The organism is Methylobacterium sp. 13MFTsu3.1M2 (assembly GCF_900112625.1).
Classification (GTDB): Bacteria; Pseudomonadota; Alphaproteobacteria; order Rhizobiales; family Beijerinckiaceae; genus Methylobacterium.
The window spans coordinates 75,172-99,009 of sequence record NZ_FOMM01000018.1; the positions used below are offsets into that span (position 1 = coordinate 75,172).

At 73.5% G+C, this 23,838-nt stretch carries 26 protein-coding genes and 1 pseudogene; 9 read left to right on the forward strand and 18 right to left on the reverse strand.

The window, feature by feature from the left end; genetic code table 11:
- Positions 1-4 precede the first annotated feature (4 nt).
- Positions 5-961 carry a glutathione synthase gene (gshB, locus tag BM314_RS18705; protein WP_056525561.1) on the reverse strand — a complete coding sequence of 319 codons (957 nt, stop codon included), beginning with the start codon at positions 959-961 and terminating at the stop codon, positions 5-7.
- A gap of 46 nt (positions 962-1,007) precedes the next feature.
- Entirely contained in the window at positions 1,008-1,301 is a 294-nt protein-coding gene (locus BM314_RS18710; RefSeq protein WP_020093681.1) for a hypothetical protein, read from the reverse strand.
- A 436-nt stretch (positions 1,302-1,737) separates the two neighbouring features.
- Here BM314_RS18710 and BM314_RS18715 point away from each other — a divergent pair, with 436 nt between their 5' ends.
- Entirely contained in the window at positions 1,738-1,950 is a 213-nt protein-coding gene (locus BM314_RS18715; protein WP_091979477.1) for a hypothetical protein, read from the forward strand.
- 53 nt (positions 1,951-2,003) lie between these two features.
- Positions 2,004-2,831 (forward strand): hypothetical protein, encoded by an 828-nt coding sequence (locus BM314_RS18720; RefSeq protein ID WP_056525566.1) that lies wholly within the window; start codon positions 2,004-2,006, stop codon positions 2,829-2,831.
- Between the two features lie 67 nt (positions 2,832-2,898).
- Here BM314_RS18720 and BM314_RS18725 read toward each other — a convergent pair whose 3' ends face one another.
- From BM314_RS18725 to BM314_RS18740, 4 genes are all read right to left on the reverse strand, one after another.
- Positions 2,899-3,864: a PLP-dependent cysteine synthase family protein gene (locus tag BM314_RS18725; RefSeq protein ID WP_091979478.1), complete on the reverse strand. Its 966-nt coding sequence runs from the start codon at positions 3,862-3,864 to the stop codon at positions 2,899-2,901.
- A gap of 97 nt (positions 3,865-3,961) precedes the next feature.
- Complete coding sequence (locus BM314_RS18730) at positions 3,962-4,621, reverse strand: DUF1254 domain-containing protein (RefSeq protein ID WP_091979480.1); 660 nt, start codon at positions 4,619-4,621, stop codon at positions 3,962-3,964.
- On the reverse strand, positions 4,609-5,292 hold the full coding sequence (locus BM314_RS18735; RefSeq protein ID WP_091979481.1) for a DUF1214 domain-containing protein: 684 nt from the start codon (positions 5,290-5,292) through the stop codon (positions 4,609-4,611). Before BM314_RS18735 ends, BM314_RS18730 begins: the two co-directional genes overlap by 13 nt.
- A 4-nt stretch (positions 5,293-5,296) precedes the next feature.
- The gene (locus BM314_RS18740) at positions 5,297-7,594 is read right to left on the reverse strand and encodes a transglycosylase domain-containing protein (RefSeq protein ID WP_020093687.1); all 2,298 of its coding nucleotides are present in this window, start codon (positions 7,592-7,594) and stop codon (positions 5,297-5,299) included.
- A 314-nt stretch (positions 7,595-7,908) separates the two neighbouring features.
- Here BM314_RS18740 and BM314_RS18745 point away from each other — a divergent pair, with 314 nt between their 5' ends.
- Complete coding sequence (locus BM314_RS18745; protein ID WP_020093688.1) at positions 7,909-8,400, forward strand: YcgN family cysteine cluster protein; 492 nt, start codon at positions 7,909-7,911, stop codon at positions 8,398-8,400.
- A 63-nt stretch (positions 8,401-8,463) separates the two neighbouring features.
- On the opposite strand, the gene BM314_RS18750 is transcribed toward BM314_RS18745, so the two are convergent.
- The 6 genes from BM314_RS18750 to BM314_RS18775 form a co-directional block, all read right to left on the reverse strand.
- On the reverse strand, positions 8,464-9,153 hold the full coding sequence (locus BM314_RS18750; RefSeq protein ID WP_056525576.1) for an NrsF family protein: 690 nt from the start codon (positions 9,151-9,153) through the stop codon (positions 8,464-8,466).
- Positions 9,153-9,710 (reverse strand): RNA polymerase sigma factor, encoded by a 558-nt coding sequence (locus BM314_RS18755; RefSeq protein ID WP_091979483.1) that lies wholly within the window; start codon positions 9,708-9,710, stop codon positions 9,153-9,155. The genes BM314_RS18750 and BM314_RS18755 overlap by 1 nt, the downstream gene beginning before the upstream one ends.
- A gap of 110 nt (positions 9,711-9,820) precedes the next feature.
- Positions 9,821-10,570, reverse strand: coding sequence for a DUF1223 domain-containing protein (locus BM314_RS18760; protein ID WP_091979485.1), 750 nt, complete (start codon positions 10,568-10,570; stop codon positions 9,821-9,823).
- 70 nt (positions 10,571-10,640) lie between these two features.
- Positions 10,641-11,429: a creatininase family protein gene (locus BM314_RS18765; protein WP_091979486.1), complete on the reverse strand. Its 789-nt coding sequence runs from the start codon at positions 11,427-11,429 to the stop codon at positions 10,641-10,643.
- A gap of 133 nt (positions 11,430-11,562) precedes the next feature.
- Positions 11,563-12,096, reverse strand: coding sequence for a protein phosphatase CheZ (locus BM314_RS18770; RefSeq protein WP_042674092.1), 534 nt, complete (start codon positions 12,094-12,096; stop codon positions 11,563-11,565).
- Between the two features lie 110 nt (positions 12,097-12,206).
- Positions 12,207-12,590 carry a response regulator gene (locus BM314_RS18775; protein WP_012317888.1) on the reverse strand — a complete coding sequence of 128 codons (384 nt, stop codon included), beginning with the start codon at positions 12,588-12,590 and terminating at the stop codon, positions 12,207-12,209.
- Between the two features lie 276 nt (positions 12,591-12,866).
- On the opposite strand from BM314_RS18775, the gene BM314_RS18780 reads away from it, so the two are divergent.
- Together BM314_RS18780 and BM314_RS18785 are read left to right on the forward strand one after the other, a co-directional pair.
- Positions 12,867-13,853: a bifunctional riboflavin kinase/FAD synthetase gene (locus BM314_RS18780; protein ID WP_056525586.1), complete on the forward strand. Its 987-nt coding sequence runs from the start codon at positions 12,867-12,869 to the stop codon at positions 13,851-13,853.
- Positions 13,854-13,915: 62 nt separating this feature from the next.
- A complete protein-coding gene (locus BM314_RS18785) occupies positions 13,916-14,134 on the forward strand; it encodes a DUF2093 domain-containing protein (RefSeq protein ID WP_020093695.1) in 219 nt (72 codons plus the stop codon).
- Between the two features lie 3 nt (positions 14,135-14,137).
- On the opposite strand, the gene lpxK is transcribed toward BM314_RS18785, so the two are convergent.
- Genes lpxK through BM314_RS18800 form a run of 3 tightly spaced genes read right to left on the reverse strand, consistent with a single transcriptional unit; the run spans position 14,138 to position 17,231 of the window.
- Positions 14,138-15,118, reverse strand: coding sequence for a tetraacyldisaccharide 4'-kinase (gene lpxK / locus BM314_RS18790; RefSeq protein WP_091979488.1), 981 nt, complete (start codon positions 15,116-15,118; stop codon positions 14,138-14,140).
- Positions 15,118-16,449: a 3-deoxy-D-manno-octulosonic acid transferase gene (locus tag BM314_RS18795; protein ID WP_091979490.1), complete on the reverse strand. Its 1,332-nt coding sequence runs from the start codon at positions 16,447-16,449 to the stop codon at positions 15,118-15,120. The genes lpxK and BM314_RS18795 overlap by 1 nt, the downstream gene beginning before the upstream one ends.
- Positions 16,446-17,231, reverse strand: a complete 786-nt coding sequence (locus BM314_RS18800; protein WP_091979491.1) for a lysophospholipid acyltransferase family protein — start codon at positions 17,229-17,231, stop codon at positions 16,446-16,448. Before BM314_RS18800 ends, BM314_RS18795 begins: the two co-directional genes overlap by 4 nt.
- A 295-nt stretch (positions 17,232-17,526) precedes the next feature.
- Here BM314_RS18800 and BM314_RS18805 point away from each other — a divergent pair.
- Positions 17,527-18,018: pseudogene (locus BM314_RS18805) on the forward strand (VIT1/CCC1 transporter family protein); the annotation flags it as partial.
- A 61-nt stretch (positions 18,019-18,079) separates the two neighbouring features.
- A complete protein-coding gene (locus BM314_RS18810; protein ID WP_091979493.1) occupies positions 18,080-19,003 on the forward strand; it encodes a metallophosphoesterase family protein in 924 nt (307 codons plus the stop codon).
- A 63-nt stretch (positions 19,004-19,066) separates the two neighbouring features.
- On the opposite strand, the gene BM314_RS30660 is transcribed toward BM314_RS18810, so the two are convergent.
- Entirely contained in the window at positions 19,067-19,228 is a 162-nt protein-coding gene (locus BM314_RS30660) for a hypothetical protein (protein ID WP_012317896.1), read from the reverse strand.
- A gap of 317 nt (positions 19,229-19,545) precedes the next feature.
- Here BM314_RS30660 and BM314_RS18815 point away from each other — a divergent pair, with 317 nt between their 5' ends.
- Both BM314_RS18815 and BM314_RS30665 read left to right on the forward strand, forming a co-directional pair.
- The gene (locus tag BM314_RS18815; protein WP_042674391.1) at positions 19,546-20,940 is read left to right on the forward strand and encodes an amidase family protein; all 1,395 of its coding nucleotides are present in this window, start codon (positions 19,546-19,548) and stop codon (positions 20,938-20,940) included.
- Positions 20,941-21,013: 73 nt separating this feature from the next.
- Positions 21,014-21,178, forward strand: coding sequence for a hypothetical protein (locus BM314_RS30665; RefSeq protein ID WP_165923085.1), 165 nt, complete (start codon positions 21,014-21,016; stop codon positions 21,176-21,178).
- Between the two features lie 17 nt (positions 21,179-21,195).
- Here BM314_RS30665 and BM314_RS18820 read toward each other — a convergent pair whose 3' ends face one another.
- Positions 21,196-22,338: a M20/M25/M40 family metallo-hydrolase gene (locus BM314_RS18820; protein WP_056525601.1), complete on the reverse strand. Its 1,143-nt coding sequence runs from the start codon at positions 22,336-22,338 to the stop codon at positions 21,196-21,198.
- Entirely contained in the window at positions 22,335-23,807 is a 1,473-nt protein-coding gene (locus BM314_RS18825; protein WP_091979494.1) for a M81 family metallopeptidase, read from the reverse strand. Before BM314_RS18825 ends, BM314_RS18820 begins: the two co-directional genes overlap by 4 nt.
- Positions 23,808-23,838: the final 31 nt, after the last annotated feature.

Sequence of the window (23,838 nt, forward strand, 5' to 3'; positions counted from 1 at the left end):
CCCGTCAGACGCCCTTGCGCGCGGCGATCCGGGCCTCGATCGCGTCCCAGACCGCGACCGACAGGTCGGGGCCCCCGAGTCGCTGGATCGCCCGGATGCCGGTGGGGGAGGTGACGTTGATCTCGGTGAGGTGCCCGTCGATCACGTCGATGCCCACCAGGATCAGGCCCCGCCGCGCCAGTTCCGGGCCGATCGTGGCGCAGATCTCGCGCTCGCGGTCGGTGAGCTCGGAGGCGGAGGCGGCGCCGCCGCGCACCATGTTGGAGCGGATGTCGTTCGCGGCCGGCACGCGGTTGACCGCCCCCATCGGGACGCCGTCGACCAGGATGATGCGCTTGTCGCCCTCGGTGACCCGGTCGAGGTAGCGTTGCACGACCCAGGCCTCCCGGAAGGTCGTGGCGAACAGGTCGAACATCGAGCCGAAATTCGGGTCCTTCTCGGTGACCTTGAACACGGCCGCGCCGCCGTGCCCGTGCAGCGGCTTCATCGCCACGGTCCCGTGCTCCAGCCGGAAGGCCTCGATCTCCGCCTTGTCGCGGCTGATCAGCGTCGGCGGCATCAGCTCGGGGAAGTCGAGGACGAACAGCTTCTCGGGCGCGTTGCGCACCTCGAAGGGATCGTTGACCACGAGGGTCTCCGGATGGATCCGCTCGAGCATGTGGGTGGCCGTGATGTAGGCCATGTCGAAGGGCGGGTCCTGGCGCATCAGCACCACGTCCGCCTCGGCGAGGTCGATCCGCTCCGGCGGCCCCAGGGTGAAGTGCGCGCCCTCGACGTCCTGCACGGTCAGCCGCTCGACGCGGGCCGTCACGCGCCGGCCCTGCATCGAGAGCCGGTCGGGCGTGTAGTAGACGAGCGCGTGCCCCCGCCGCTGGGCCTCCAGCAGCAGGGCGAAGGTGGTGTCACCCGCGATCCGGATGTTCTGGATCGGGTCCATCTGGACCGCGACGGTCAGGCTCATACCAAACGCCCCTCGCCAACGGCGGGCAACTCGACCGGGTCCCGTCTCAATCGTCGGACAGGGACTTGCTGCCCGTGCGCTTGTCGTAGTCGCCGATCGCCGCCCGGCATTCCGGGGACAGGCGCTTGCGGTTGCGCATCATGCAGCGATCCGCGTCCTGGCTGTTCGGATCGACGCCCGCGCATAGGCGGAAATAGTCGTTCGCGCAGCCGAGCTGCAGGCCCTGATCCTCCCGCTGGGCGTAGGCGGGGCCGGCGGTCAGCGCGAACAGCGCCAGCGCCGCAGTAGCCAAGCCGCGGCGGCGGAAGGCGCGCAGGGATCGTTCCGGAACCAGTCGCATTCAGCGGTGTCCTCAATCTCGATCGGGCGGAGAGCCGACACGGCGGTCCCGCCATCGCCCGTGCCCGGCATATCGGTCGGGCCGGGCGGTAGGCAAGCGCCGAGGGTCCCGACGGGTTCCGCGCGGCAACGTCGCGGCCACGCTTCGCCGCGGTGTGGCGCGCGGGTCGCACAGCGCCGCCGCCCGGCGGGCCGTCCGCACATAAGAAGGCCCCGTCCGGATCGGACAGGGCCTCAAGTCGAAGGGAGGAAACGCCCGCCATGGGCGCGAACACCCACGCAATTCACGCGCCAACTCCCGCCAGCACCGCGATTCCCGGCCGGGGCCCGGAAAGACTCCGTTAACCACGTCGTGCTGGATTGTTTCGGTAGCCCTTGCCGACGCCCTCCGAAGGGCCCGGGCCAGATGCTCGGACCGCCGACAGGAGCCGGAGACCATGACCCTCATCAAGCCGCTGGAGACCGGCGAAGCCCGTTCGTCGAAGCCCGCCGCCGATCCGGCACGCAGAGCCGCCCAGGCCCCGTCCGCCACCCTGATCCCGTTCCCGGGCACGGAGTCGCGGCGGACCTGCCGGATCCCGCGCTCCGGCGAGCGGCGCGGCGAGATCCTCCTGTTCCTCGGCGTGCGCTACGAGCGCCTCGCGTCCTGAGGACGTCCCCGCGCATGTCAGCCCGGCCGCGCGACACCACCGACGGTTCTCCCATGTCAGCCCCGGATCGCCGGCAGCCCGACCGCGCGCGCACCGCGCTGCGCCTCGCCCCCGCCGGCGCCGCGCTCGCCCTGCTCGCGGCCTGCACCCAGAGCGGCGATTTCGGCCGGCCGCGCACGGGGGTCTGGAACGGGCTCATCGACACGACGGGCAGCTTCAGCACCCGGGATCGCGGGCGCCTCCTGCTCGATTCCGGCCTCACCGACGACGAACTGACCCTGCGCGACCGCGCGTGGCGGTTCGTCGCGCCGGCCAGCAACTTCACGGCCTTCCAGGACACGGTGTTCGGCCTCGCCAGCGCCCACGCGCTCCCGCCGACGTGGCGCTACGAGGAAGTCGGCGCCTATTACGAGGCCCTGACGGAGGAGCCGTCCCGCTCCCCAGTCTCCCGCTACCGGAAGCTCAGCGACGACGCGACCGCCGACGCGCGGCTGATCCCGCTCTTCGTGGCGCTGGCCGCCCGCGTCATCGACGCGGATGCCGCTCGCCTGCGCAGCCTGCCCTTCGCCAAGACCCTCGACGACGCCGCCGTGCGGGATGCCGTCCAGCGGGTCGCCGAGAACCGCTGCCTGATCGCCTGGGTGCGCTTCGAGGCCGGCCTACGGCTCGCCCGCTACCGGTTCGCGCTGGAGCACCTGTTCGCGGCCGCGCCGGCGCCTGAATCGGTCTCGGCCGAGCGGTCCATCCTGATGCTGGCCGCGCGCCGCAACCTGCTCGACCCGCTCCTGCCGCCGGACGCCGCGGCCCGGTGCGGCCTCGGGCCGCTTCCGCTGCCGCCCCCACCGGCCGCGCAGGCGGAACCGCTGGTGGTCAAATACTGAGCGCTCAAGGCCGCCCCGGGATGAAGGCCGTGCCGCGCGGATGGCCGGAGGCCGGACTCCGCCGGCCCTAGTACTTCAGCCCGGTGTCGCAGAGGACGGTCACGGCGGTCGCGTCGCGGGGGAGACGCCAGGACGACAGCAGCGCGACCGTCGCGGCGACGTTGGCCGCCGCCGAGTAGCCGACGTGCAGGCCCTCCCGCGTCGCCAGGGCCCGCCGCCACTCCTCGGCCGCCGCGTCGGTCACCGGGATGGACAAGTCCATCAGGCCGGCCGTCCAGTGCGGCGGGACGCTGCCGTAGCCGGTGCCCTGGATCAGGTGCCGGTGCTTCGTGACCGGCGATCCGCCGAGGGGCTGACAGCCCGCCGGCTCGACCGCGGCGCAGATCACGGACGGGTTGCGCGCGCGCAGGGCCGCGGCCACGCCGAGGAAGGTCGCGCCCGTGCCCACGGCCGCCACCCAGGCATCGACCCGGCCGGACGATTGCGCCCAGATCTCCGGTCCGGTCGTGTCGCGATGCGCGCGCACGCCCTCCGGCGCATGGAACTGGTCGATGTAGAGGCCGCCCCGCTCGGTCGCGACGCGCTCCGCCGCGTCCGCGGCCGCCCGCACGTCGGCGCCGGTGACCTGCCCCGGGACGCCGTCCACCTGCGGCACCCGCACGACCTCGGCCCCGAGCGCCTCAAGCATCCGCACGCGCTGGAGACTGTTCCCGGCCGACATCGTGACCACGAGCGGGTGCCCCAGGGCCGCGCAGGCCACCGCGAGGCCGGCCCCCATGTTGCCGCTGGTCATCTCCACCACGGGCGCCCCCGCGGCGAGGCGGCCGTCCGCGCGCGCGGCCAGCAGGATGGCGCGGGCGGCGCGGTCCTTGACGCTGCCGCCGGGCTGCATGAACTCGGCCTTCGCGAGGATGCGGCCCGGACCGGGATGGACGCGGTCGAGGGCGACGAGCGGCGTGTTGCCGATCAGATCGAGGGCGGATCGCGTGATCCCGGCGGCCGAGGACGGCATCGTCGCGGCGGCTGCGGTCATCGCGTCGGCGGGGCCGGCGCCGTCATCCGGGAGAACGCGGGGCCGCGGGGGCTCAGCACCGGCCGACCGGCGCCGCGGACCCGTGCGGCGTCCTCGCTCAGCGTCCCGCTCCCTTGCCCGACGCATCCTTGCCCGAAGCGTCCTTGCCGGGCGTGTCTTTGCCCGCGGACGCATCGTCCGTCGGCGTGTCGGTGGCGCAGGAGACGGCCTGGACGGCGGCGTTGGCGGCGGGCCTCTGGCTCGGGAGACCGGCGATCACCCGCACCACCACGAAGCCGCGCGCGTCGGGCGCGACGATGCGCACGTCGCGGCTCGGATCGTTCTCGTCGTCGTCGGCCAGCGCCTCGTCGTACTGCGCCCGGGTCAGGATCACGAGATCCAGGGCCCCGCGGACCGCGGCCTGATCGGTCACCGCGTAGAACGCCCCGCGGCGGGCATGCGCGGCGAGCGAGAGCGACAGCGGACCGGTGCGGGCCGAGACGCGCATGGGCCCGTCCGCGAGGTTGTAGGCGCAGACGCCCACGGCGACCGCCGGATCCGGGATCGGCAGCCACGCCTCGGGCGGGGAGGGGTCGTCGCCGGTCGCGACCGCGTAGATCGATTGCGGATGGTCCAGGTTCTCGCTGGTGCGGGCGCGCGAGACCGCGTCGGCCTCCGACAGGGCGGGGATCGCCAGGACCGCCGCGATGTGGACGATCCCGGCGAGCACGAGGCCGATCAGCGTGGCGTAGACGAAGCGCAGGCTCACGGGGCGCACCCCACGCGGGTGATGGCCGGCACGGCACTTCGGTCGAGGGACCCGACGCTGGCGGCGACCGGCGTATCGTACAGGCGCAGGGCGAGGCGGACCGGCCCGCTCGCCCGCGGGCTCGGGAGCCAGTTGCCCGGCTGGACATCCGGCGCGAGCGTGATCGTGAAGCGCCCGTCGGCCGTGCGCAGCACTTCCGTGGAGGTGAAGCCCTCGCGCAGCGGCGGGCGGCCGGGTTCGCGCGCGCCGCGCCCGGCGACCGTGACGGTCCAGGCGCGGGCGGGCGGCGTCGCGCCGCCGATCCGGTACGTGCAGGTCGCGTCGAGCGCCTGACCGGAATCGTCGACCGCCGCGGTCAGAAGCAAGCCCTCACCGACCGCCAGGGGGATCTCGCCGCGGCGCGCGTTGACGGCGCGGGTGTAGGGATCGGCATTCGCCGCGCCGGCCCGCGGCCACGCGGTCCAGGCTCCGACCTGCACGCCGCCGAACGGGTAGCCGCCGCTCGTGGCCCAGTCGGCGCTGGCGAGTCCCAGGACGGCGCCCAGCGCCAGGGTGTAGGCGGCGAGGCCGGCGATCGAGCTCTTGCGCCAGAGGCGCAGGACGAAGCGCGCAGCGCCGTTGCGTGGGGCGCCGGCGAACACGGAGGTCCGGCCGAGCGCCTCGGGGATCGTGAGCTTCATGCGCTCACCGCACCTCGGTGAAGCCGCCGACCGGGCGGGCGCCCTCGGCGACCTCGCGCAGCTGACCCGACGGCGGCGCCGCCGCCCGATCGCCGGGCTTCCGGCCGGTCCTCGGCGCGCTTCCGGCGCCGGCAGGCGCGTCCGCGGCCGAGCCGGGCGCGCGCTCGACGGTGCGGAACAGGCCGTTGAGGCCGCTGATCACCTCGAAGGAGCGGCGCGAGAGCTTTCCGTAGGCGCTGGCATTGGGATCGGTCGGCGCGGTCGGGCCGCCGGAGGCCTGCTGCTGGGCGGCGCGCGGGCTCTCCTTCAGGCCGGGCAGGCCCTTGATCTCGATGCCCTGGTGGGCCGGCTCCATGACGTCGTGCCAGAGCTGGGCCGGGAGGGAGCCGCCGGTGAGCTTGTTGGTCGAGGTGTGGTCGTCGTTGCCGAACCAGACGGCGCCGACGTAATTGCCGGTGTAGCCGACGAACCACGCGTCCCGGTAGGCGTTCGTCGTGCCGGACTTGCCCGCCACCTTCACGCCCTCGAGCTGGGCCCGCTTGCCGGTGCCCTCCTCGACCACCTTGTTGAGCATGAAGTTCATGTCCGCCACGACCTGGGGCGAGAGAACCCGCTCGGGCGCCTCGTCGGCGTGGCGGTAGATCACCTCGCCGGACGAGTTCTTCACCTCGATGGCCGCGTAGGGCTTGGCGCGGAAGCCGCCGTTGGCGAACACCGCGTAGCCCGCCGCCTGGTCGATGACCGTCACCTCGTCCGAGCCGATCGGCATCGAGACCGTGTCGATCAGGTTCGAGGTGATGCCCATCTTGTGGGCGAGTTCCGTGATCTTCGCGCGGCCCGCCTTGGCGGCCTTGGCCTCATGGCTGATGCCCATCGCCTTGCCGAGGGCGATGGAGATCTTGATCGGGATCGTGTTGATCGACTTCGCCACCGCGAGCCACATCGGAACCCGGCCGGCATAGGAGCGGCCGTAATTCTGCGGGCACCAGTTGCCGATGCAGACGGGGCTGTCGACCACCGTCGTGTCAGGCTTGAACAGCCCGGAGGCGAGCGCGGCCGAGTAGACGTAGGGCTTGAACGAGGAGCCGGGCTGGCGCAGCGCGTCGGTAGCGCGGTTGAACTGGCTCTCGCCGTAATCCGCGCCGCCCACCATGGCGCGCAGCGCCCCGTCGGGATCGAGGATCACCATGGCGGCCTCGTCCACGTCGTAGGCGTCGCCGGATTTGCGCAGGATGTCGGCCACTGCCTCGTCGGCCCGCTTCTGGATCGCGAGGTCCAGCGGCGTCTTCACGGTCAGCACGCGGTCGTTGCGCAGCTTGCCCGCGTCGGCCATCGCCTTGATCTCGCCGAAGGCCCAGTCGAGGTAGTAGTCGGCGGTGATGTCGCGGGTGCGGGTCACCGGCGTCGCCGGGTTGCGGAGCGCCGTCTGGATCTGGCCCTCGGTGACGAAGCCCGCCTCCACCATGTTGTGCAGCACGTCCGCCGCCCGCGCGCGCGCCGCCGGCAGGTTGACGTGCGGGGCGTACTTGGTCGGCGCCTTGAACAGGCCCGCCAGCATGGCGGCCTCGGCGAGGCTGATGTCCTTGAGCGGCTTGCCGAAATAGTAGTCCGCCGCCGCCACCGCGCCGAAGGTGCCGCCGCCCATGTAGGCGCGGTCGAGGTAGAGCTTCAGGATCTCGTTCTTGGTGAGATGGCTCTCGAGCCACAGGGCCAGGAACGCCTCGTTGACCTTCCGCTCCAGGGAGCGCTCGTTCGTCAGGAACAGGTTCTTGGCGAGCTGCTGGGTGATCGAGGACCCGCCCTGCGTGCCGCTGCCGCCGCGGGAGTTGTTCACCAGCGCCCGCAGCGTGCCGATCGGGTCGATGCCCCAGTGCTCGTAGAAGCGCCGGTCCTCGGTGGAGACCAGCGCCTTGATCATGATGTCGGGAAAGTCGTCGAGCTTCAGCGAGTCGTCGTGCTTGATGCCGCGCCGCCCGACCTCGGTGCCGTAGCGGTCGAGGAAGGTGACGGCGAGATCCTGCTGCTTCAGCCAGTTCTCGCTGGTGAGCTGGAAGGCGGGCTGCGCCAGCGCGAGCATCAGGATGGCGCCGCCGGTCCCGATCGTCACTCCCTCGCTCGTCAGGTCGAGGGCGACGCGCTTCCAGCCGCGCACCGCGAAGCGGCTCATGACGCGCTGGAAGCGCTCGTAAGCCTGACCCGTCGACTGGCCGCCGTCGTACAGGCTCGCGTTGACCCAGGCGTCGAAGGCGAGGGCGGCGCGTTCGAGGCGGACCTTGATCTCGGTGAACGTCGGCAGGCGCACGATGTCGAACCCGGCTTGTCGAGCGCCTCTGCGGCGGAACCTGGCGGCGGATGGTCGGGCGACCGCGCCGCGGACACGAACCCTGCGCCGGCGCCACCGCACGGCATCCGACGTCCATAGCAGGATCCGGAACCGGCGGCGAGGCTCTGCGCAGTCTCGTGATTCGCCGCGGACGAGCTTGGCCTTAACGCACGACGGGGCGATCCGGTCGCATGGCAATCGCAGGGCGGCCGTCGGCGACACTCGGCTGCCACGCTTGCAGCGCTGCCGCGCCTCGGGCAGAGAGGCGGCTTCCCATCCGAGAGACTTTCCCGATGCCCAAGCCCGAGGCGCCGCGCCGCGGGGCGGTCGAGCCGTTCTGGCGGACCAAGACGCTCGAAGCCATGACCCCGTCCGAGTGGGAGAGCCTGTGCGACGGCTGCGGCCGGTGCTGCCTGATGAAGCTCGAGGACGAGGATACTGGCGAGGTCCACCACACCGATATCGGGTGCACCCTGCTCGACGGCCTCACCTGCCGGTGCCGTGACTACGCGCGGCGGCAGAAGCGGGTGCCCGACTGCGTGCGCCTGACGCCGGAGGCGGTGCGGTCGATCGCCTGGCTGCCGCCGACCTGCGCGTACCGGCTCGTGCGCGACGGGCAGCCGCTCTACCCGTGGCACCCCCTGGTCTCCGGCCGGGCCGCGAGCGTGCACGAGGCGGGCATCTCGGTCCGCGGCCGGCTCGCCGGCAACGAGGAGGAGTTCTCGGAGGACGAGTTGCCGGACCGGATCGTGGCTTGGCCGGGCCTCGATCCCGGCGCGGTGTGAAGCGACCGCACCGGACGTCCCCTCGAGCGATCGGCCGAGTTCGCGAGCCTCGGTCGGTACGCCCTAGCCGGCCCCGGCGTGTCGGCCGAGCAGCCGGCCTCCGGCCAATCCGTTCGCCGCGATCACGATGGCGACCGCCGCCGCGTGGAACAGCAGGTCCGTGGCGGTGGCGTCGTGCGGGTGGACCGGCATCAGCAGCGCCGCCGCCGCCGCCGCCACCGCCAGCCCCCCGAGGGCGGCCGTGAGGTTCGGCCGCAGCGGGCAGGCGCGCCGCAGCATCACGACGATCAGCAGGGACAGCGGCACCGAGACGCAGATCAGGAAGCTGAAGCAGCCCGTGATCGCGTGCTCGCCGGGCAGGTCGGCCCCCGGCGCGATCCAGTCGCGCAGGCAGCCCAGGCCGCTCGCCCCGACCCAGAGGGCGAGGGGCGGCAGCGGCAGCAGCGCCCAGCGGCCGGACCGTCCCGGCACGCTGGTGGCGAAGGCCGCGTAGGCGGCCGTGATCGCCGTCAGCACCGCGCCCAAAGCCGCGAAGGCCAGATCCGGCACGTGCATGCGCAGCATGAAGCCGCCGGTCCCGACCCAGGCGGCGAGGACCACGCCGATCACCAGCGTCGCACCGAGCCAGAGGGCCGCGCGTGCCTCCGGGGCCGGCAGCGGCCGCACGGGTTCGAGCCCGACCGCGAGTTCCTCGACCAGCCGCTCGTGGCGGGACAGGTCGCCGCCGGCCCAGTTGCTCCCCTCTCCGGGCATCACTCCCGCTCCTGCGTCAGGCTGGCCCGGAGCGCCTTCAGCGCCCGGTGCAGGTTCACCTTGAGGGCCCCCTTGCTGCGGCCGGTGAGGGCGGCGGTCTCGTCGAGCGACAGCTCGCGCAGGCCCAGGTGCTCGACCGCCTGCCGCTGGCCGTCGGGCAGGGCCGCCACCGCCCTGGCCAGGGCGGCGGCCCGGTCCCGCGCCTCCAGCCCGTGGCCGGGGGCCGGCCCCGGATCGACCTCCGCCTCGTAGGCCAGCGGGTCGTTGACCTCCCGCGGGCGCCGCCCGGTGCGGCGCAGCCGGTCGATCGCCCGCCGCTGGGTGATGGCGCGCAGCCAGGGCAGGAACGGCCGGGCCGGATCGTAGCTCGCCCGAGCCCGGTGGACGGTCATCAGCGCGTCCTGCACGACGTCGTCCACCGCCTCGCCGCGCATGCCCTGCGCCCGCGCGATCGCCGAGACCACGGGCAGACAGGCCTTCAGCAGCGCGCGATAGGCGGCCGCGTCGCCGCCCTGGGCCGCCGCCATCAGGGTCGCCAGTTCCTGTTCGAGCGCCATCCGGGCTCCGCCGTCGTTCCGTCCCCCGGCACGCGGCGTGTCTACCCCACGGTCCGATCCCGACGCCAGCACCCAGCCGCGCGCGGGCATCCCGCCCGGGACGGCGAGGATCATCGCACGGCCTCCCGGACCGTCGCGGCGTGCGACGTTGCGGGAGACGCGGCGAGGCGCGCGGCGCCCAGGATCCGCCCGTCCTCGGACTGGAGCAGCAGGGCCGCCGTCTCGCCCTCGGGACGCGCCGACGCGAAGGTCGCGGCGGAGCCGGACCAGCGCCCAAGGTCGCGCACCGACCGGACGATGTTGGCCTGCTCGATGGTGCGCCCGGCATTCTCGCCGCGCAGCACGCGGGTGGTGTGGCTCGGATCGTACCCGATCAGGAGGACGCGGCCCGCGGCGCCGCCGGCCCCGGCACCGATCTGCGCGACGACCTGCTCGCCGTCGCGGGCCAGCGTCACGGGAATGCCGGGCCCGGCCTGCCGGGCGTGCGCGATCGCGGCGCGCAGGCCGGCCTCGTCGGAACCGACCAGCCCGACCTGCCCGTCGACCACCGCCTGCGGCGTGTAGGTGGATCCGCCGAGACGGGCCGCGTAGGCCTCCTGGCGGGCGGTGGCGGCCGGCAGGGCGTAGCGATCGCGCCAGTCGAGATGGTTCCAGTAGGTGACGTGGAACGCGAGCGGCAGGACATCGCCCTGCGCCCCCGCCGGCTCGTGGGCGAGGCGGCCGATCAGCGCCTCCGCGGGCGGGCAGGAGGAGCAGCTCTGCGAGGTGAACAGCTCGACGACGACGGGGCGCTCCTCCGCGTCGGCCGGGTAAAGGCTGCCGCACAGCAGGGCGGCGGCGATCAAGAGGGCAGGGCGCATGGCCGGAACTCCCGCACGCCGGCGGTTCGGACCCGGCGTACCGGCTCCTTCGGCGGCGGCGCGGCGGCGGTTACACCGGCGGCGCGAGCTCGAAGGCGTCGACGTCGCGCAGCAGGGCGACGAAGGCCCGGGCGCCGTGGTCGAGCGCCGCGCGGCCCGCCTCGGCCGTGCCGAGCCGCGCGTCGCCCATGGCGCCCGAAGCCTGGAGATCGCCGGCCTTCCACGCGAAGGCGGCGGGGCGGCCGGCGCGCAGGTGGGTGAAGTCGCGGATCATCGACAGCGTGCGCGGCGGGAAATCCGCGACCCGGTCGGTCCGGACGAGGTCCGGCCGCAGGGCCAGCATCAGCGCCGTCTCGATGCCGCCGGCGTGGATGCCGTGGGCGATCTCGTCCGCCGGGAACAGACCCTCGGGATAGCCGAGCCGCGCCCAGGATGTCGTGACCGCGACCATGCCGAACCGGGCGCGCAGCTCGCCCGCCACGAGATCGATGAGCGCGCTGTTGCCGCCGTGGCTCGTGACGATCACCAGCTTGCGGCAGCCGGCGCGGTGGACGGCCGCGCCGATGCCCGTCCAGGCGGCCAGCGCCGTCCCGGTCTCCAGGGAGAGCGTGCCGGGAAACGCGTCGTGCTCGTCGGACTTGCCCACCGGCTGGACCGGCAGCAGCAGCACGTCGAGATCCGCCGGCACGCCGTCGCGCACCCGGGCGAGGTAGCCCTCGGCGATCACGGTGTCGGTCGCGAGGGGGAGGTGGGGACCGTGCTGCTCGACGGCGGCCACCGGCAGGACGGCGATCGCGCGACCCATGTCCCGTTGGGTGAAGTCTTCGGTGGTCAGCTCGGACCAGAACTGCGCCGTCATCTCTGCCGCGGCCTCCGCCCGCCCCGCATGCGGCGGGTCCGGAAGGCGATCTAGCCGGCAGGCCGGCGCCGAGTCGACCGTCGCGCCGGCGATCCTTCCTCAGACAACCGGTCCCGCGCCGGCCCGGATCGCGTCAGGCGAACAGCGCGTCGATGTCGTCCTGGGAGGGCGTGGCGTCCACGGCCTGCGGGCCGTTCAGCATGAGGTCCTCGGCCCGGGTCCGCCGGGCACGCTCGGCGGGATCCATGGAGGCCGCATCGCGGGCCTTCACGGCGCCGACGAAGCGGGCGAGGCGCTGCTCGAACAGGCGCAGCGATTCGACCACCTTGGCGATCCGCTGGCCGGTGATGTCCTGGAACGCGCAGGCCTCGAAGATCGTGTTGATGCGCTCCTCGACCGCGTCGCGGTAGCCCGGCCCGTCGGGCAGGCCGAGCATCGCCTCGGCCGCCTCCATGATCGTGTTGGTGGCGCCGGCGGTCGCCTCCACGACGCTGCCGAGCTCCTCGTGCGCCATGGGGATCCGGTCGCGACTCATCTCGTTCGCGCGCAGCGCCCCGATCTCCTCGCGGAGATGGGCGATGTAATCCGCGATCTCGATCAGCTCGGAGATCACGGTCTGCGGCTCGCGAAGCCGCAGATCGGGCTGCCGTGCGGCGGCTGACGACATGCTCTCCTCCTCGGATCTGTGGCCGTCCTCGCCGGCCACGCCACGTCTCGGCGTCCGGCGGCGCGGGAGCGATCCGTCCGGACGCGCGGTGGTCGAAGACGGGAGGCCGGTCAGCTGCCGCAGACCGCCTCGATCTTCGACTTCAGCGTGGCCGCGTTGAAGGGCTTGACGATGTAGTTGTTCACGCCGGCCTTCTTGGCCGCGATCACGTTCTCGGTCTTCGATTCGGCCGTCACCATGATGAACGGCGTCGTCCGAAGATTTTCGTCGGCGCGCACGTGACGGAGCAGCTCGTAGCCGGTCATCGGCTCCATGTTCCAGTCGGAGATGACGAGCCCGTACTTGCGACCCTTCAGTCGTGCGAGCGCCTCGGTCCCGTCGGAAGCGTCGTCGACCTCCTCGAAGCCGAGCTGCTTCAGTAGATTGCGAATAATGCGGACCATCGTCTGGTAATCGTCGACAACGAGGATCGGCATGCTCAGGTCGAGAGCCATCGAACAACTGCTCCGTATTGCCCGGCGGGAAGCCGCGGCGGCTCCCGGATAGATTAACGCTTCGCTAACGCTGCAATTTAGCTGCGCTGCACAGCATTTCAAATAGGGCATGCGCATTGCGAAGCCGTTAATCGGCGCGGGCGGCGCATGGCCGCCCGCGCGGCGTCGCCTCGCTTGACCCTCCGGGCGCCTTTCGGCAGGGTCCGGCCGCGTCGGGCCCCTCGCGGACATGTCAGGCGACCCTATCCGACCCTTCCGAGCACTCGACCCGAACCGATGGCCACAGGCGACGACACGGCCGCGCGACCCTTCACGATCTGCCGCGCCGACGCCCCCGTCCCGCCGGCCCTGGCCGGGGCCGTGGCGGCGATCGGCAACTTCGACGGCGTCCATCTCGGGCACCGGATGCTCGTCGACAGCGTGCGCGCCGCCGCCCGCGCGGCCGGCCGGCCGGCCGCGATCCTGACCTTCGAGCCGCACCCGCGGGCCTACTTCACGCCCGACGCGCCGATGTTCCGGCTGACCGGCCTCGCCGCCAAGGAGATCGTGTTCGCGCATCTCGGCCTCGACGGGCTGATCGTGCGCCGCTTCGACGGGGCTCTGGCGGAGACCGGCGCCCGCGCCTTCGTGCTCGATTTCCTGAAGCGGTCGCTGGGCCTGTCCGGCGTGGTCGTCGGACACGATTTCCACTTCGGCCGCGGCCGCGAGGGCACGCCCGCGATCCTGGCCGACCTCTGCCGGGAGGCGGGGATGAGCTGCCACATCGTGGCGCCGGTCGCCCTCGGCGGCGAGACCGAGCCGGTCTCCTCCAGCGCGATCCGCGCGGCCCTCGCGGCCGGCGATGTCGCCCGCGCCAACGCGCTGCTCGGCTACCGCTGGTTCGTCCTCGGCGCGGTCCGCCACGGCGACAAGCGCGGCCGCCAGCTGGGTTTCCCCACCGCAAACGTGATGCTGCCCGATTGCGGGCTCGCGCACGGCATCTACGCGGTGCGGGTCCGCCTGGCCTCGGGCGCGTTCCGCGACGGCGTGGCGAGCTACGGCCGCCGCCCGACCTTCGACGACGGCGCACCGTTGCTGGAGACCTACCTGTTCGACTTCTCCGGCGATCTCTACGGGCAGGACATCGCCGTGGAGTTCGTCGGGTACATTCGCGGCGAGGAGCGGTTCGCCAGCGCCGAGGCGCTGGTCGAGCGGATGCATGTCGACGCGGCCGCGGCCCGGACCATGCTGGCGCGGGATGAGACCCCGTCGATGCTGACCTGAGCCCCGCGGGCATCGCGGCGCGCGCGGATCGTGTAGAAGGCACCATCGAGCAGGAGGCGGACGTGCTGGGTCGTTACGAGCGCGCGAACAACGGCGAGGCGGTCGTCGAGTACGGCGACGGCACCATGCGGGTGGTCAAGCCCGGCAGCTTCGTGCGCTGCGCGGTGACCGGCGAGCCGATCCCGCTGGACGCCCTGCGCTACTGGAGCGCCGCCCGCCAGGAGGCCTACGTCTCCCCCGAGGCGATCCTCAGGCGGCTCAAGGAAACCGGCCGCCCCTGACGGTCACGGCGCGCCGAGCGCGCCGCGGATCTGCCGGCGCAGGGCGGCCGCGTCGTCGAGCGCGAGGCGGACGCGCAGCACCCGCACGCCTGCCGCGAAGGCCGGCGGCAGGCGCACCGCGTCCTTCTCGGTGGTGACGAGCGCGGCGTCGAGGCGCCGGGCCGCCTCGGAAAGCGCCGCCAGCTCGCGCGCCCGGTAGGGATGATGGTCGGGGTAGGGGCGCGTCCCGACGATCACCGCCCCCGCCTCGGCCAGGGTCGCGAAGAACTTCTCCGGGCGGCCGATCCCCGCGAAGGCGAGGCAGCGGCGGCCGGCCAGGTCGTCCGTCTCCGGGACGAGGCGCGCCCGGTGGACGGGCAGGTCGCGCCGCGCGGCCGCCCGGGCGACCGACTCGCCCCCGGCCCCGTCGCCGATCACGATCAGGCCGCCGACATGCGGCCACTGCCGGGCGAGCGGCGCGCGCAGCGGCCCCGCCGGGAACGGCAGGCCGTTGCCGAGGCCGGCGGGTCCGTCGACCACCGCGAGGCTGAGGTCCTTGGCGAGGCTCGGATTCTGGAGGCCGTCATCCATCACGACGACGTCGGCGCCGAGGCTCCGGCACAGGGCGGCCCCGGCCGGGCGGTCGCGGGCGACGATCGCGGGCGCGAGGCGGGCGAGGAGCAGCGGCTCGTCGCCGACATCGGCGGCGGCGTGGTGCGCGGGATCGACCCGCACCGGACCCGCGAGCCGGCCGCCGTAGCCGCGCGACAGGAAGGCCGGCGCGGCGCCGAGTTCGGCGACGAGGCCCGCGACCGCCAGGGCGGCCGGCGTCTTGCCGGCACCGCCGAGGGTGAAGTTGCCCAGGCACAGGACCGGGCAGCCGGCCCGCGCGCCGGGGCGGTCCATCCGCCGCGCCACGAGCGCCCCGTACGCCGCGCCGACCGGCGCCAGCGCGCGCGCGGCCGGATGATCCGGCCCCGCGGCCCAGAAGGCCGGCGGTCGCATCAGGCCCGCGCGAGCGGGCGCGCGGGGCTGCCGCGATCGAGGCGCTGGAGCTTCATCTGCGCCACGAACGGATCGAGGACCGCGAGCGTGCGCGCCACCGCCCCCTCGAACGGCTCCAGGGCGCGCTGCCCGGCGCGGGCCATGTCGGCGAGGCGCTCCCGGTCACCGAGGAGCTCGGCGGCGACCGCCGCCAACTCGACGCCGTCGCGCACCGGCATGGCGCCGCCGGCGCGGTCGAGGGCTTGGTAGATGACGCCGAAATTCTCGGTGTGCGGCCCGTGAAGCACCGCCGAGTCGAGCCGCAGTGGCTCGATCGGGTTCTGGCCACCCCGCGGAACCAAGGAGCCGCCGAGGAACACCAGGGGGCAGAGGCGGTAGAACAAGCCCAGCTCGCCGATCGTGTCGGCGACGTAGACCTCGATCGAGGGATGGGGCCGCCCGCCGGTGGACCGCAGCGCGCTGCGCAGGCCGACGGCGTTCGCGCAGGCGACGGCCTCGTCCCCCCGGGCCGGGTGGCGCGGGGCGATGATCGTCAGGAGCTGGGGAAACTGCGCCTTGAGCATCGCGTGCGCGTAGGCGACCATGGCCTCCTCGCCGGAATGCGTGCTCGCCGCGACCCAGACCGGCCGGCCGGCCACCATGGATCCCAGATAGGCGAGCTGCTGCGCGTTGGCCGGCGGCACCGAGGCGTCGAATTTCAGGTTGCCGGCGATGCTCACCCGCGGCGCGCCGAGCTTGGCGAAGCGCTCGCCGTCCTCCTGGGTCTGCGTGAGGCAGATCGCGATGCGCGCCAAGAGCGCCTTCGCGGTGCGCGGGCAGCGCTCCCAGCCCCGGAACGAGCGCTCCGACATGCGCCCGTTGACCAGGATCAGCGGGATCTCGCGCTCGTCGAGCGCCAGGATCGTGTTCGGCCAGATCTCCGACTCGGCGATCACCGCGAGGTCCGGCTGCCAGTGGTCGAGGAACCGTCCGACCCAGCGCGGCGCGTCCAGGGGCATGTACTGATGCACCGCGCCCGGGGGCAGCCGGACGCCGACCAGCTCGGCGGCCGCGCGCGTGCCGGTGGTGACGAGGACCGAGAAGCCGCGGGCGATCATGCCCTCGACGAGCCCGATCAGCGACAGGGCTTCGCCGACGCTGGCGCCGTGCATCCAGGCAAGCGGCCCGACCGGCCGGGCCCGGCCCGGCAGGCCCCGCCGCTCCGGGAGCCGGCGCGGATCCTCCTTGCCGCGCTGCGCGCGCCACGCGAGCAGGCCCGTCAGCGCCGGCTCGCCGATGCGCAGGCCGGCCCGGTAGGCCTGCAGTGGCAGGGTCACGGAGGGGCGCCTCACGCGAGGTCTCCCACCGGCGCCTGGCCGATCTCAGGGACCTGGTCGCGGTAGAGCGCCGCCCGGTCAGAGCGCCCGACGAGGGCGTAGGCACGGGCATGGACCCGGTTCATCTCGGCCTCGACGAAGCGTCGGAGCGTCTCGAACGCTTCGCCCTCGCAGTCCCGCGGGACGTAGATCGGGTCGCCCAGCACGATCGCGCCGCGGCCGAAGGGCAGCCCGAGGCAGGCCCGGTCCCACGAACTGAAGCGCAGGTGCCGGCTCGTCACCACGGCCGCCGGGACGATCGGCCGGCCGGAGAAGCGCGCGAGGGTGAGAATCCCGGCATCGCATCGGCGGGAGACCTTCGGCACGTCGGCGCTGAAGGCCACGGATTCGCCGGCCTTCAGCGCCCGCAGCATCGCCCGCAAGCCCTCCGCGCCGCCCTTGGCGCGCTGATCGGTGGCGCGGCCGCGGCCGCGGGCGCCGGAGGCGCGCATCACGCGGACGCCGAAGCGCTCCAGCGCGATGGTGTTGATGTTCCCGTCCGGGTTCCGCGAGATGATCGTCGCCACGCGGTCGCCCGGCCGGCGCAGGAGCGGCATCATGATGTGCTGGCCGTGCCACATGCCGAGGATCAGCGGCGTGCGCGCGTCGATCCACCCGTCCGCCGCGCCCGCGGACGCCTCACCCGCGTGGATCTCGAAGCGGTTGGTGAGGCGCACGAGCCGCAGATAGGTCGCCGCGAGACGGCCGAGGAGGCGTTGCACGGGGGGCTGGCGGAGGAGACGCTTACCGAGGCTCATGTCACGCTTGGGGCGGGCCGGCGTGCCGCCGCCCGATCAGGTCCGGATCGAATTCGACCGCGCATGGTCTAGCTCCCGCTCCGGAGACGAGACAATCGGCCTCGTCCACAACCACACGGTTAGGCCGCCGGGATCGGCGGGCGTTCCGACGCCGCGGATGCTCCCGCGGCGCGGCGAAAACACGGCAGCGGGCCTTGTTTAGATCAATTCCAGACTATAAATTGGAATGGATCCAAAGAAGGAGATTCGCATGGCCGCCGCCCTCGACAGCGCCGCCGACCTGCACGCCGAGGCGCGCCGCGCCTTCGTGCTGCGCTACGTGCAGCCCGGCCTCGCCGGCCTGATCGACGGCTCGGTCTCGACCCTCGCGCCGATCTTCGCGGCGGCCTTCGCCACCGGTCACAACGGTGCGACCTTCCTGGTGGGGCTCGCGGCCTCGGTTGGGGCCGGCATCAGCATGGGGTTCACCGAGGCCCTGTCGGACGACGGCGCCGTCACCGGCCGCGGCGATCCGTGGCTGCGCGGCCTGGTCTGCGGGGCGATGACCACGCTGGGCGGCCTCGGCCACACGCTGCCCTACGCGATCCCCGACACGCTCCCGGCCGGCTGGCCGAACCCGTTCGTCCTGGCCACGAGCCTCGCGGTTCTGGTGGTGATCGTGGAGCTCGCGGTCATCGCGGCGATCCGCACGCGCTTCATGGCGACGCCGTTCTGGCGCGCGGCCCTGCAGGTCATGCTCGGCGGCGCGCTGGTGCTGGTGGTCGGGATGCTGATCGGAAGCGCTTGACGGGACGCGCCGCGCCCGCGATGCGGGGCGCCTTTCCCCGTGTCGAGGGTGACCACCGGCGTTGACCTTCCGCCTCGCCCATCTCAGCGATCCGCATGTCGGGCCCCTCGGGCCGGTGCGCCTCCGCCAGCTCCTCGGCAAGCGCGCCACCGGCTACGCCAACTGGCGGCGGGGGCGCTCGCGCAGCCACGACATGACCGTGCTGGAGGCCCTGGTCACCGACCTGAAGGCGCAGGAGGCCGCGCACGTCGCCTGCACGGGCGACCTGTGCAACATCGGCCTGCCCAGCGAGTGGGAGACCGCCCGCACCTTCCTGGAAGCCCTCGGATCCCCCGAAGCGGTGAGCTTCGTGCCGGGCAACCACGACGCCTATGTCCGCGGCTCCCTGGAAGGCCTGCTCGCCGCCTGCGGCCGCTACACGGGGGACGATTCGGGCTCCTGGGGCCACTTCCCGTACCTGCGGCGCCGCGGCCCGCTGGCCCTGGTCGGCCTGTCCAGCGCGATCCCGACGAAGCCCTTCGTGGCGACCGGCCGCCTCGGCGCGTCGCAGCTCGCCGCGGCCGAGACCCTGCTCCGCGCCCTGGCCACCGAGCCCGGTCGGCCGTTCCGTGTGGTGATGATCCACCATCCGCCGCAGCCCGGCGGCGCCTCACCGGGGCGCGAGCTCAAGGACGCGGCGGCGTTCACCGCGATGATCGGGCGGGCCGGCGCGGACCTGATCCTGCACGGTCACAATCACGTCACCAGCACCGCCCGGATCGCGGGGCCGGACGGGCGGACCGTCCCAGTCATCGGAGCTCCCTCCGCCTCGGCGCGCGCGGACGGTCACGGCGCGATCACGTCGCGCCGGGCCTCCTACCTGCTGTTCGAGATCGGCCGGGCGGACCAGGGGTTCTCGGTCACGGCCCGTCGGCGGGGCCTCGACGCGTCGGGCACCGTGGGCGATCTCGGCACGCTCGACCTCGGCGCGCCGGGCGGAGCCTGAGGGCGTGAGCCGGCACGGCCGTCGTGATGGCGGCGCCGGCCCAATGATCGGCAACGATGCGGTTCAGATGCCGGCGACCGCGAGGTCGGCGCGCTGCTGTCGGCTGAGACTTGCTTCGTAGCGCTCGGCCTGGAGGCGGGTGAGACCGCATATCAACGCGAGTGTCCCGCGATACACGGTATAGGTGCCGTCGTGAGTCGGCCTGACGCGAATCACCTCTGCCATGGGAGCCTGCCTTATGCTGGAGGTTGCCTGCTTTCGTCTGAGGAAATCGTCCCTTCTCGCTGGATTGGCCGGTCGAACGCGCGAACGAGGGCGAGGTTATCAGTCGTTCCAAAGGTGACAAGGGTCGTATACGTCGAAATGCTTAGGTCCTTCTGCTGCAATGCGGCAAAGCCTTGGCCGGCCACGCGATCCGCGGGTGCGCAAAAAAGCGGCCGCCGTCTTGCATTTTGAATATGCTGCGCGGGTCGGCCGGGAGCCGCCCGGGCGGCGCGAATCGTAGGATGGATCCCGCCCGTCCGGGCGCGAAAGGACACCCCATGCAGCTCTGGCGTCTGACGGCGACCGACCTCGCGGCCCTGATCCGCTCCGGCCAGGTCTCGGCCCGGGAGGTGGCGCGGGACGCCCTCGACCGGCTCGACGCGGTCAACGGGCGGATCAATGCCGTGGTCGAGCACCGGCCCGAGGACGTGCTGGCGCAGGCGGACGCGGTGGACGCCGCCCGCGCGCGCGGCGAGGCCCCCGGTCCGCTGGCGGGCGTGCCGGTCACCGTCAAGGTCAACGCCGACCAGCGCGGCTTCGCGACGACGAACGGCCTGCGCCTCCAGCGCGATCTCGTGGCGACGGACGACAATCCCGTCGTCGCCAACCTGCGCCGGGCCGGCGCCGTGCTGCTCGGGCGGACCAACACCCCGGCCTTCTCGCTGCGCTGGTTCACCACGAACCAGCTCCACGGCGACACCAAGAATCCCCGCGACCCGGCGCTGACGCCCGGCGGCTCCTCCGGGGGCGCCGGCGCCGCGGTGGCGGCCGGGATCGGCGCCATCGCGCACGGCACCGACATCGCCGGCTCGGTGCGCTACCCGGCCTATGCCTGCGGGGTGCACGGGCTGCGCCCGAGCCTGGGCCGGATCCCGGCCTGGAACGCGTCCTCGCCCGAGCGCGGCATCGGTCCCCAGCTGATGGCGGTCTCCGGCCCGCTCGCCCGCAGCATCGCCGACGTGCGCCTCGGCCTCGAGGTCATGGCGGCGCCCGACCCGCGCGACCCGTGGTGGGTGCCGGCACCGCTCGAGGGACCGCCCGTCGCGCGCGAGGTCGCGCTCTGCGTGCGGCCCGGGGGGCTCGCCACCGCACCGGAGGTCGAGGCCGCCCTGCGCGAGGCCGCGCGGCGCCTGAGCGAGGCCGGGTGGGCGGTCACGGAGATCGCCGACACCCCTCCGATCCGGGAGGCGAGCGAGCTGCAGCTCCAGCTCTGGCTCGGCGACGGCTACGCGGCGGTCCGGGCCGCGGCCGAGCGGGAAGGGGATCCGGCGGCGATCGGCCTCCTGGAGAGCTTCCGGCCGCGGGCCGAGGCGATGGCGCCCGACGCCATCGCCCGGGCGCTGACCCGGCGCGCGACGCTGGCGCGGGACTGGGCGCTGTTCCTGGCCGAGAACCCCGTGCTGCTGGTCCCGGTCTCGGGGGAGTTGCCCTTCCCGGACGGCCTCGACCGCACCGGCGATGCCGGGATTGCCCGGGCCTTCGAGGCGAACCTGCTGCAGGTCGGGCTGGCGCCGATCGGCGTCCCGGCGCTCACGGTGACGACCGGCCTCGTCGGGCGGACACCCGTCGGCGTGCAGCTGGTCGCTGCCCGCTACCGGGAAGACCTCTGCCTCGCGGCCGGCGCGGCGATCGAGGCCGGCGGCGTGCCGGAGATGCCGGTCGACCCGGCCTGAGGCGCAACCGCGTCCGCCGGAACCGAACCGTCGCCGCCCCGCTTTTACAACCATTGGTTGCATAAGGCGCGGCATGTCGATGATCGCCACCGGCGGGTGCCTCGGGAGCACCCTGCTCTGTCTCCTGACCGCGTCGTCGGGACCGCTCCTCGCCCTGGCGGGCTTCTTCGGCGGCGGCACGGCCGGGGGCCTGCTGGGCGCACTGGCGGTCGCGGCCCTCGGCCGGGGTCGCGCCTGATCGGGGCGCGGCCGGCCTCAGGGCCGGCCGGCGGCGCCGAGGTTGGCGAGCAGGGCCGCGAAGAGCCGGGCCCGCTGCGGCAGGGTCTCGATCAGCACGTGTTCCTCCAGGGTGTGGTAGCCCTGGCCCAGCGGTCCGAGCCCGTCGAGGGTCGGGATGCCGTTGGCGCCGGTGAAGTTGCCGTCCGAGCCGCCGCCGGCGCTGCGATGGGGCAGGGGCTGGCCGAGCGCCTCGCTCAGCGCACGCGCCTGCTCGTAGAGCGCCATGCAGCCGGCATCCGGCTCCCAGACCGGCCGGGTCACGCCGCGGGTCACGGTGAAGCGGACGCCGTCCTCTTCGCCCGACAGGGCCAGCATCCGCTCGACGCCGCGGTCGAGGTCGGCCTGCCGCTTGGCCATGCTGAGCGCCTGCCCGCGGCAGACGGTCGGGACGCAGTTCACCCACTGCCCGCCCGAGACGATCCCGGTCGAGACGGTGCAGTCGGCATCCGACAGCGCGTCGATGGCGAGGATCTTCCGCGCCATCGCGCGGATCGCCGAGCGCCCCTCGTGGGGCGAGGCGCCGGCGTGGCTCGGGCGGCCCAGGGCCTCGAGGTCGAAGCGGGCGATGGCGTAGCGGCCGGTGACGACCCCGTTCTCGGGCTGGCCGGGTTCGGGCACCAGCACGACGGCGTGGCGGGCGGCCTCCGCCTCGATCAGGTCGCGGGTGGAGGGGCTGCCGATCTCCTCGTCGCCGGTGAACAGGACGGTCACCGGCAGCGGCGTCTCGATCCCGGCCGCCGCCAGGGCGCGGATCGCCGCGAGCGCGATGACGTTGCCGCCCTTCATGTCGAGGATGCCGGGACCGTAGGCGCGGTCGCCCTCGATCCGCCACGGCAGGCTCCCGAGGGTGCCGACCGGATGCACCGTGTCGAGGTGGCCGAGCACCAGGATGCCGGGCGCGTCGCGGTCCCGGTGCGGCAACCGGGCGCGGACGCAGTCGCTCAGGCCCATGCGGCCCGGGATCGTCTCGACGGTCGCCCCGAGAAGCGCGAGGTCGCGGGCGGCGACGCCCATCATGCGATTGACCGCCGCCGCGTCGTGGGTGGGGCTCTCGCACAGCACCCAGGGCTGCAGGGTCGCGAGGATCTCGCGCGCGTCGAAGGACAGGTCCGGGATCATCGGGCGTTCTCCTCGGCGAACGGATCGGCGACACGCGGCCAGTAGAGGCCGGACCGCTTGGTGTAGGGGATCGCGCCGTAATCCGGCGGGACGGCGCCGGGCGCCGCGACGTAGCGGACCTCGCTCGCGATCGGCGCGAAGGCGGCGTAGAAGTGCTGCATCGACTTCACCACGACGATCCGCTTGTCGTCGAGGCTCAGGCCGAGGCCCGTGAACGCGTCGGGCGCGAAGGCCTGCTGGCGCTTGTGGGTCAGCACCACGTGGATCCCGTCCGCCTCCACCCAGGCCGCGGGGCCGAGTTGGGCCCGGCCGCCGCTGAGGCCGGTCTGGCTGTGGTCGTCCGACAGGCCGCGGACCGTGACGCGCAGGTCCACCGGGTTCCCGGAGGTCACGCCGCACTTGCCGCCGATCCGGAGGGTGAAGGTCGCCCCGAGGCCGGCCTCGTGGCAGATGCCGACCGCGCCGGGATCCCAGATCAGGCCGAGCGCCACGTCCGCGATGCCCCGCTCGGCGAGGCGGGCGAGGATCGCGGTGTTGTCGGAGGGTGCGCCCGCGCCGGCATTGTCGGCGAAGTCGGCGAGCACCATCGGGCGCGGGTCGCCGGAGGCGAGCGCCCGGTCGATGGCCGCGTCGATCGTGTCGCAGTGGCTCGCCGCCTCCTCCCGCATCGCCCAGACGGCCCCGGCCAGCTCGTCGGCCAGCGCCTGCGCCTTGCCGGCATCGCCGTCGGCCACGACCAGCATCTTGGCGCCGACATCGGCCACGTCGCCCCAGGGAAAGCCGTGCCCGAAGGAGACCGACAGGATGCCGTCGCGCCCCTCCAGCGCCTCCATGCGGCGAACGAAGCCCGCGACCGGCTCGCGGCTGGTGCGCCACATGTTGACGATCCGGCAGTCGGCGTAGGCCATCACCGGCCGGATGTCCTTCGCCACGGTCCGGACGACCAGGAGGTACAGGTCGCGGGCGCGGTCGACGATGTCGGTGTGGGGGTATTCCTTGTAGATCACGATGACGTCTGCGCTGGCCCGCATCGTCTCGGTGAGGTGGCAGTGGAGGTCGAGCTCGACGCCGATCGTGGCGTCCGGTCCCACGATGGCGCGGACCCGCTCCAGGGTGTCGCCCTCGCAGTCGTCGTACCCCTCGGCCACCATGGCCCCGTGCATGAACAGCAGCACCGCGTCGACCGGCATCGCGGCCTCCAGGTCCTCCAGCAGGGCGTCGCGCAGCTCCTCGTAGACGGCCCGCAGGGTGATCCCGCCGGGCTGCGCGAAGGTCGAGAGGCTCTCGACGACGGTGTGCCCGTCCGCCTCGGCCAGCGCGCGCCAGGCCTTGAGGCCGATATTGCTGAGGCTCGGCGGGTTCCGGCTGCCGTCCCGGCGGGCGTAGTCGGCGTGGAACGCCGACCGTCCGGTGGGCAGCGGCGCGAAGGTGTTGGTCTCGGTGGCGAGGCCGGCGATGAAGATCTTCAAGGTCCTGTCCCAATCCGTCCCGGCCGCCGGG

What these genes read in the sequence shown, in the direction of transcription:
- gshB (WP_056525561.1), bottom strand. Translation starts at nt 961, where the DNA reads ATGAGCCTGACCGTCGCGGTCCAGATGGACCCGATCCAGAACATCCGG.
- BM314_RS18710 (WP_020093681.1), bottom strand. Translation starts at nt 1,301, where the DNA reads ATGCGACTGGTTCCGGAACGATCCCTGCGCGCCTTCCGCCGCCGCGGC.
- BM314_RS18715 (WP_091979477.1), top strand. Translation starts at nt 1,738, where the DNA reads ATGACCCTCATCAAGCCGCTGGAGACCGGCGAAGCCCGTTCGTCGAAG.
- BM314_RS18720 (WP_056525566.1), top strand. Translation starts at nt 2,004, where the DNA reads ATGTCAGCCCCGGATCGCCGGCAGCCCGACCGCGCGCGCACCGCGCTG.
- BM314_RS18725 (WP_091979478.1), bottom strand. Translation starts at nt 3,864, where the DNA reads ATGACCGCAGCCGCCGCGACGATGCCGTCCTCGGCCGCCGGGATCACG.
- BM314_RS18735 (WP_091979481.1), bottom strand. Translation starts at nt 5,292, where the DNA reads ATGAAGCTCACGATCCCCGAGGCGCTCGGCCGGACCTCCGTGTTCGCC.
- BM314_RS18745 (WP_020093688.1), top strand. Translation starts at nt 7,909, where the DNA reads ATGCCCAAGCCCGAGGCGCCGCGCCGCGGGGCGGTCGAGCCGTTCTGG.
- BM314_RS18750 (WP_056525576.1), bottom strand. Translation starts at nt 9,153, where the DNA reads ATGCCCGGAGAGGGGAGCAACTGGGCCGGCGGCGACCTGTCCCGCCAC.
- BM314_RS18755 (WP_091979483.1), bottom strand. Translation starts at nt 9,710, where the DNA reads ATGGCGCTCGAACAGGAACTGGCGACCCTGATGGCGGCGGCCCAGGGC.
- BM314_RS18760 (WP_091979485.1), bottom strand. Translation starts at nt 10,570, where the DNA reads ATGCGCCCTGCCCTCTTGATCGCCGCCGCCCTGCTGTGCGGCAGCCTT.
- BM314_RS18765 (WP_091979486.1), bottom strand. Translation starts at nt 11,429, where the DNA reads ATGACGGCGCAGTTCTGGTCCGAGCTGACCACCGAAGACTTCACCCAA.
- BM314_RS18770 (WP_042674092.1), bottom strand. Translation starts at nt 12,096, where the DNA reads ATGTCGTCAGCCGCCGCACGGCAGCCCGATCTGCGGCTTCGCGAGCCG.
- BM314_RS18775 (WP_012317888.1), bottom strand. Translation starts at nt 12,590, where the DNA reads ATGGCTCTCGACCTGAGCATGCCGATCCTCGTTGTCGACGATTACCAG.
- BM314_RS18780 (WP_056525586.1), top strand. Translation starts at nt 12,867, where the DNA reads ATGGCCACAGGCGACGACACGGCCGCGCGACCCTTCACGATCTGCCGC.
- lpxK (WP_091979488.1), bottom strand. Translation starts at nt 15,118, where the DNA reads ATGCGACCGCCGGCCTTCTGGGCCGCGGGGCCGGATCATCCGGCCGCG.
- BM314_RS18800 (WP_091979491.1), bottom strand. Translation starts at nt 17,231, where the DNA reads ATGAGCCTCGGTAAGCGTCTCCTCCGCCAGCCCCCCGTGCAACGCCTC.
- BM314_RS30660 (WP_012317896.1), bottom strand. Translation starts at nt 19,228, where the DNA reads ATGGCAGAGGTGATTCGCGTCAGGCCGACTCACGACGGCACCTATACC.
- BM314_RS18815 (WP_042674391.1), top strand. Translation starts at nt 19,546, where the DNA reads ATGCAGCTCTGGCGTCTGACGGCGACCGACCTCGCGGCCCTGATCCGC.
- BM314_RS30665 (WP_165923085.1), top strand. Translation starts at nt 21,014, where the DNA reads ATGTCGATGATCGCCACCGGCGGGTGCCTCGGGAGCACCCTGCTCTGT.
- BM314_RS18820 (WP_056525601.1), bottom strand. Translation starts at nt 22,338, where the DNA reads ATGATCCCGGACCTGTCCTTCGACGCGCGCGAGATCCTCGCGACCCTG.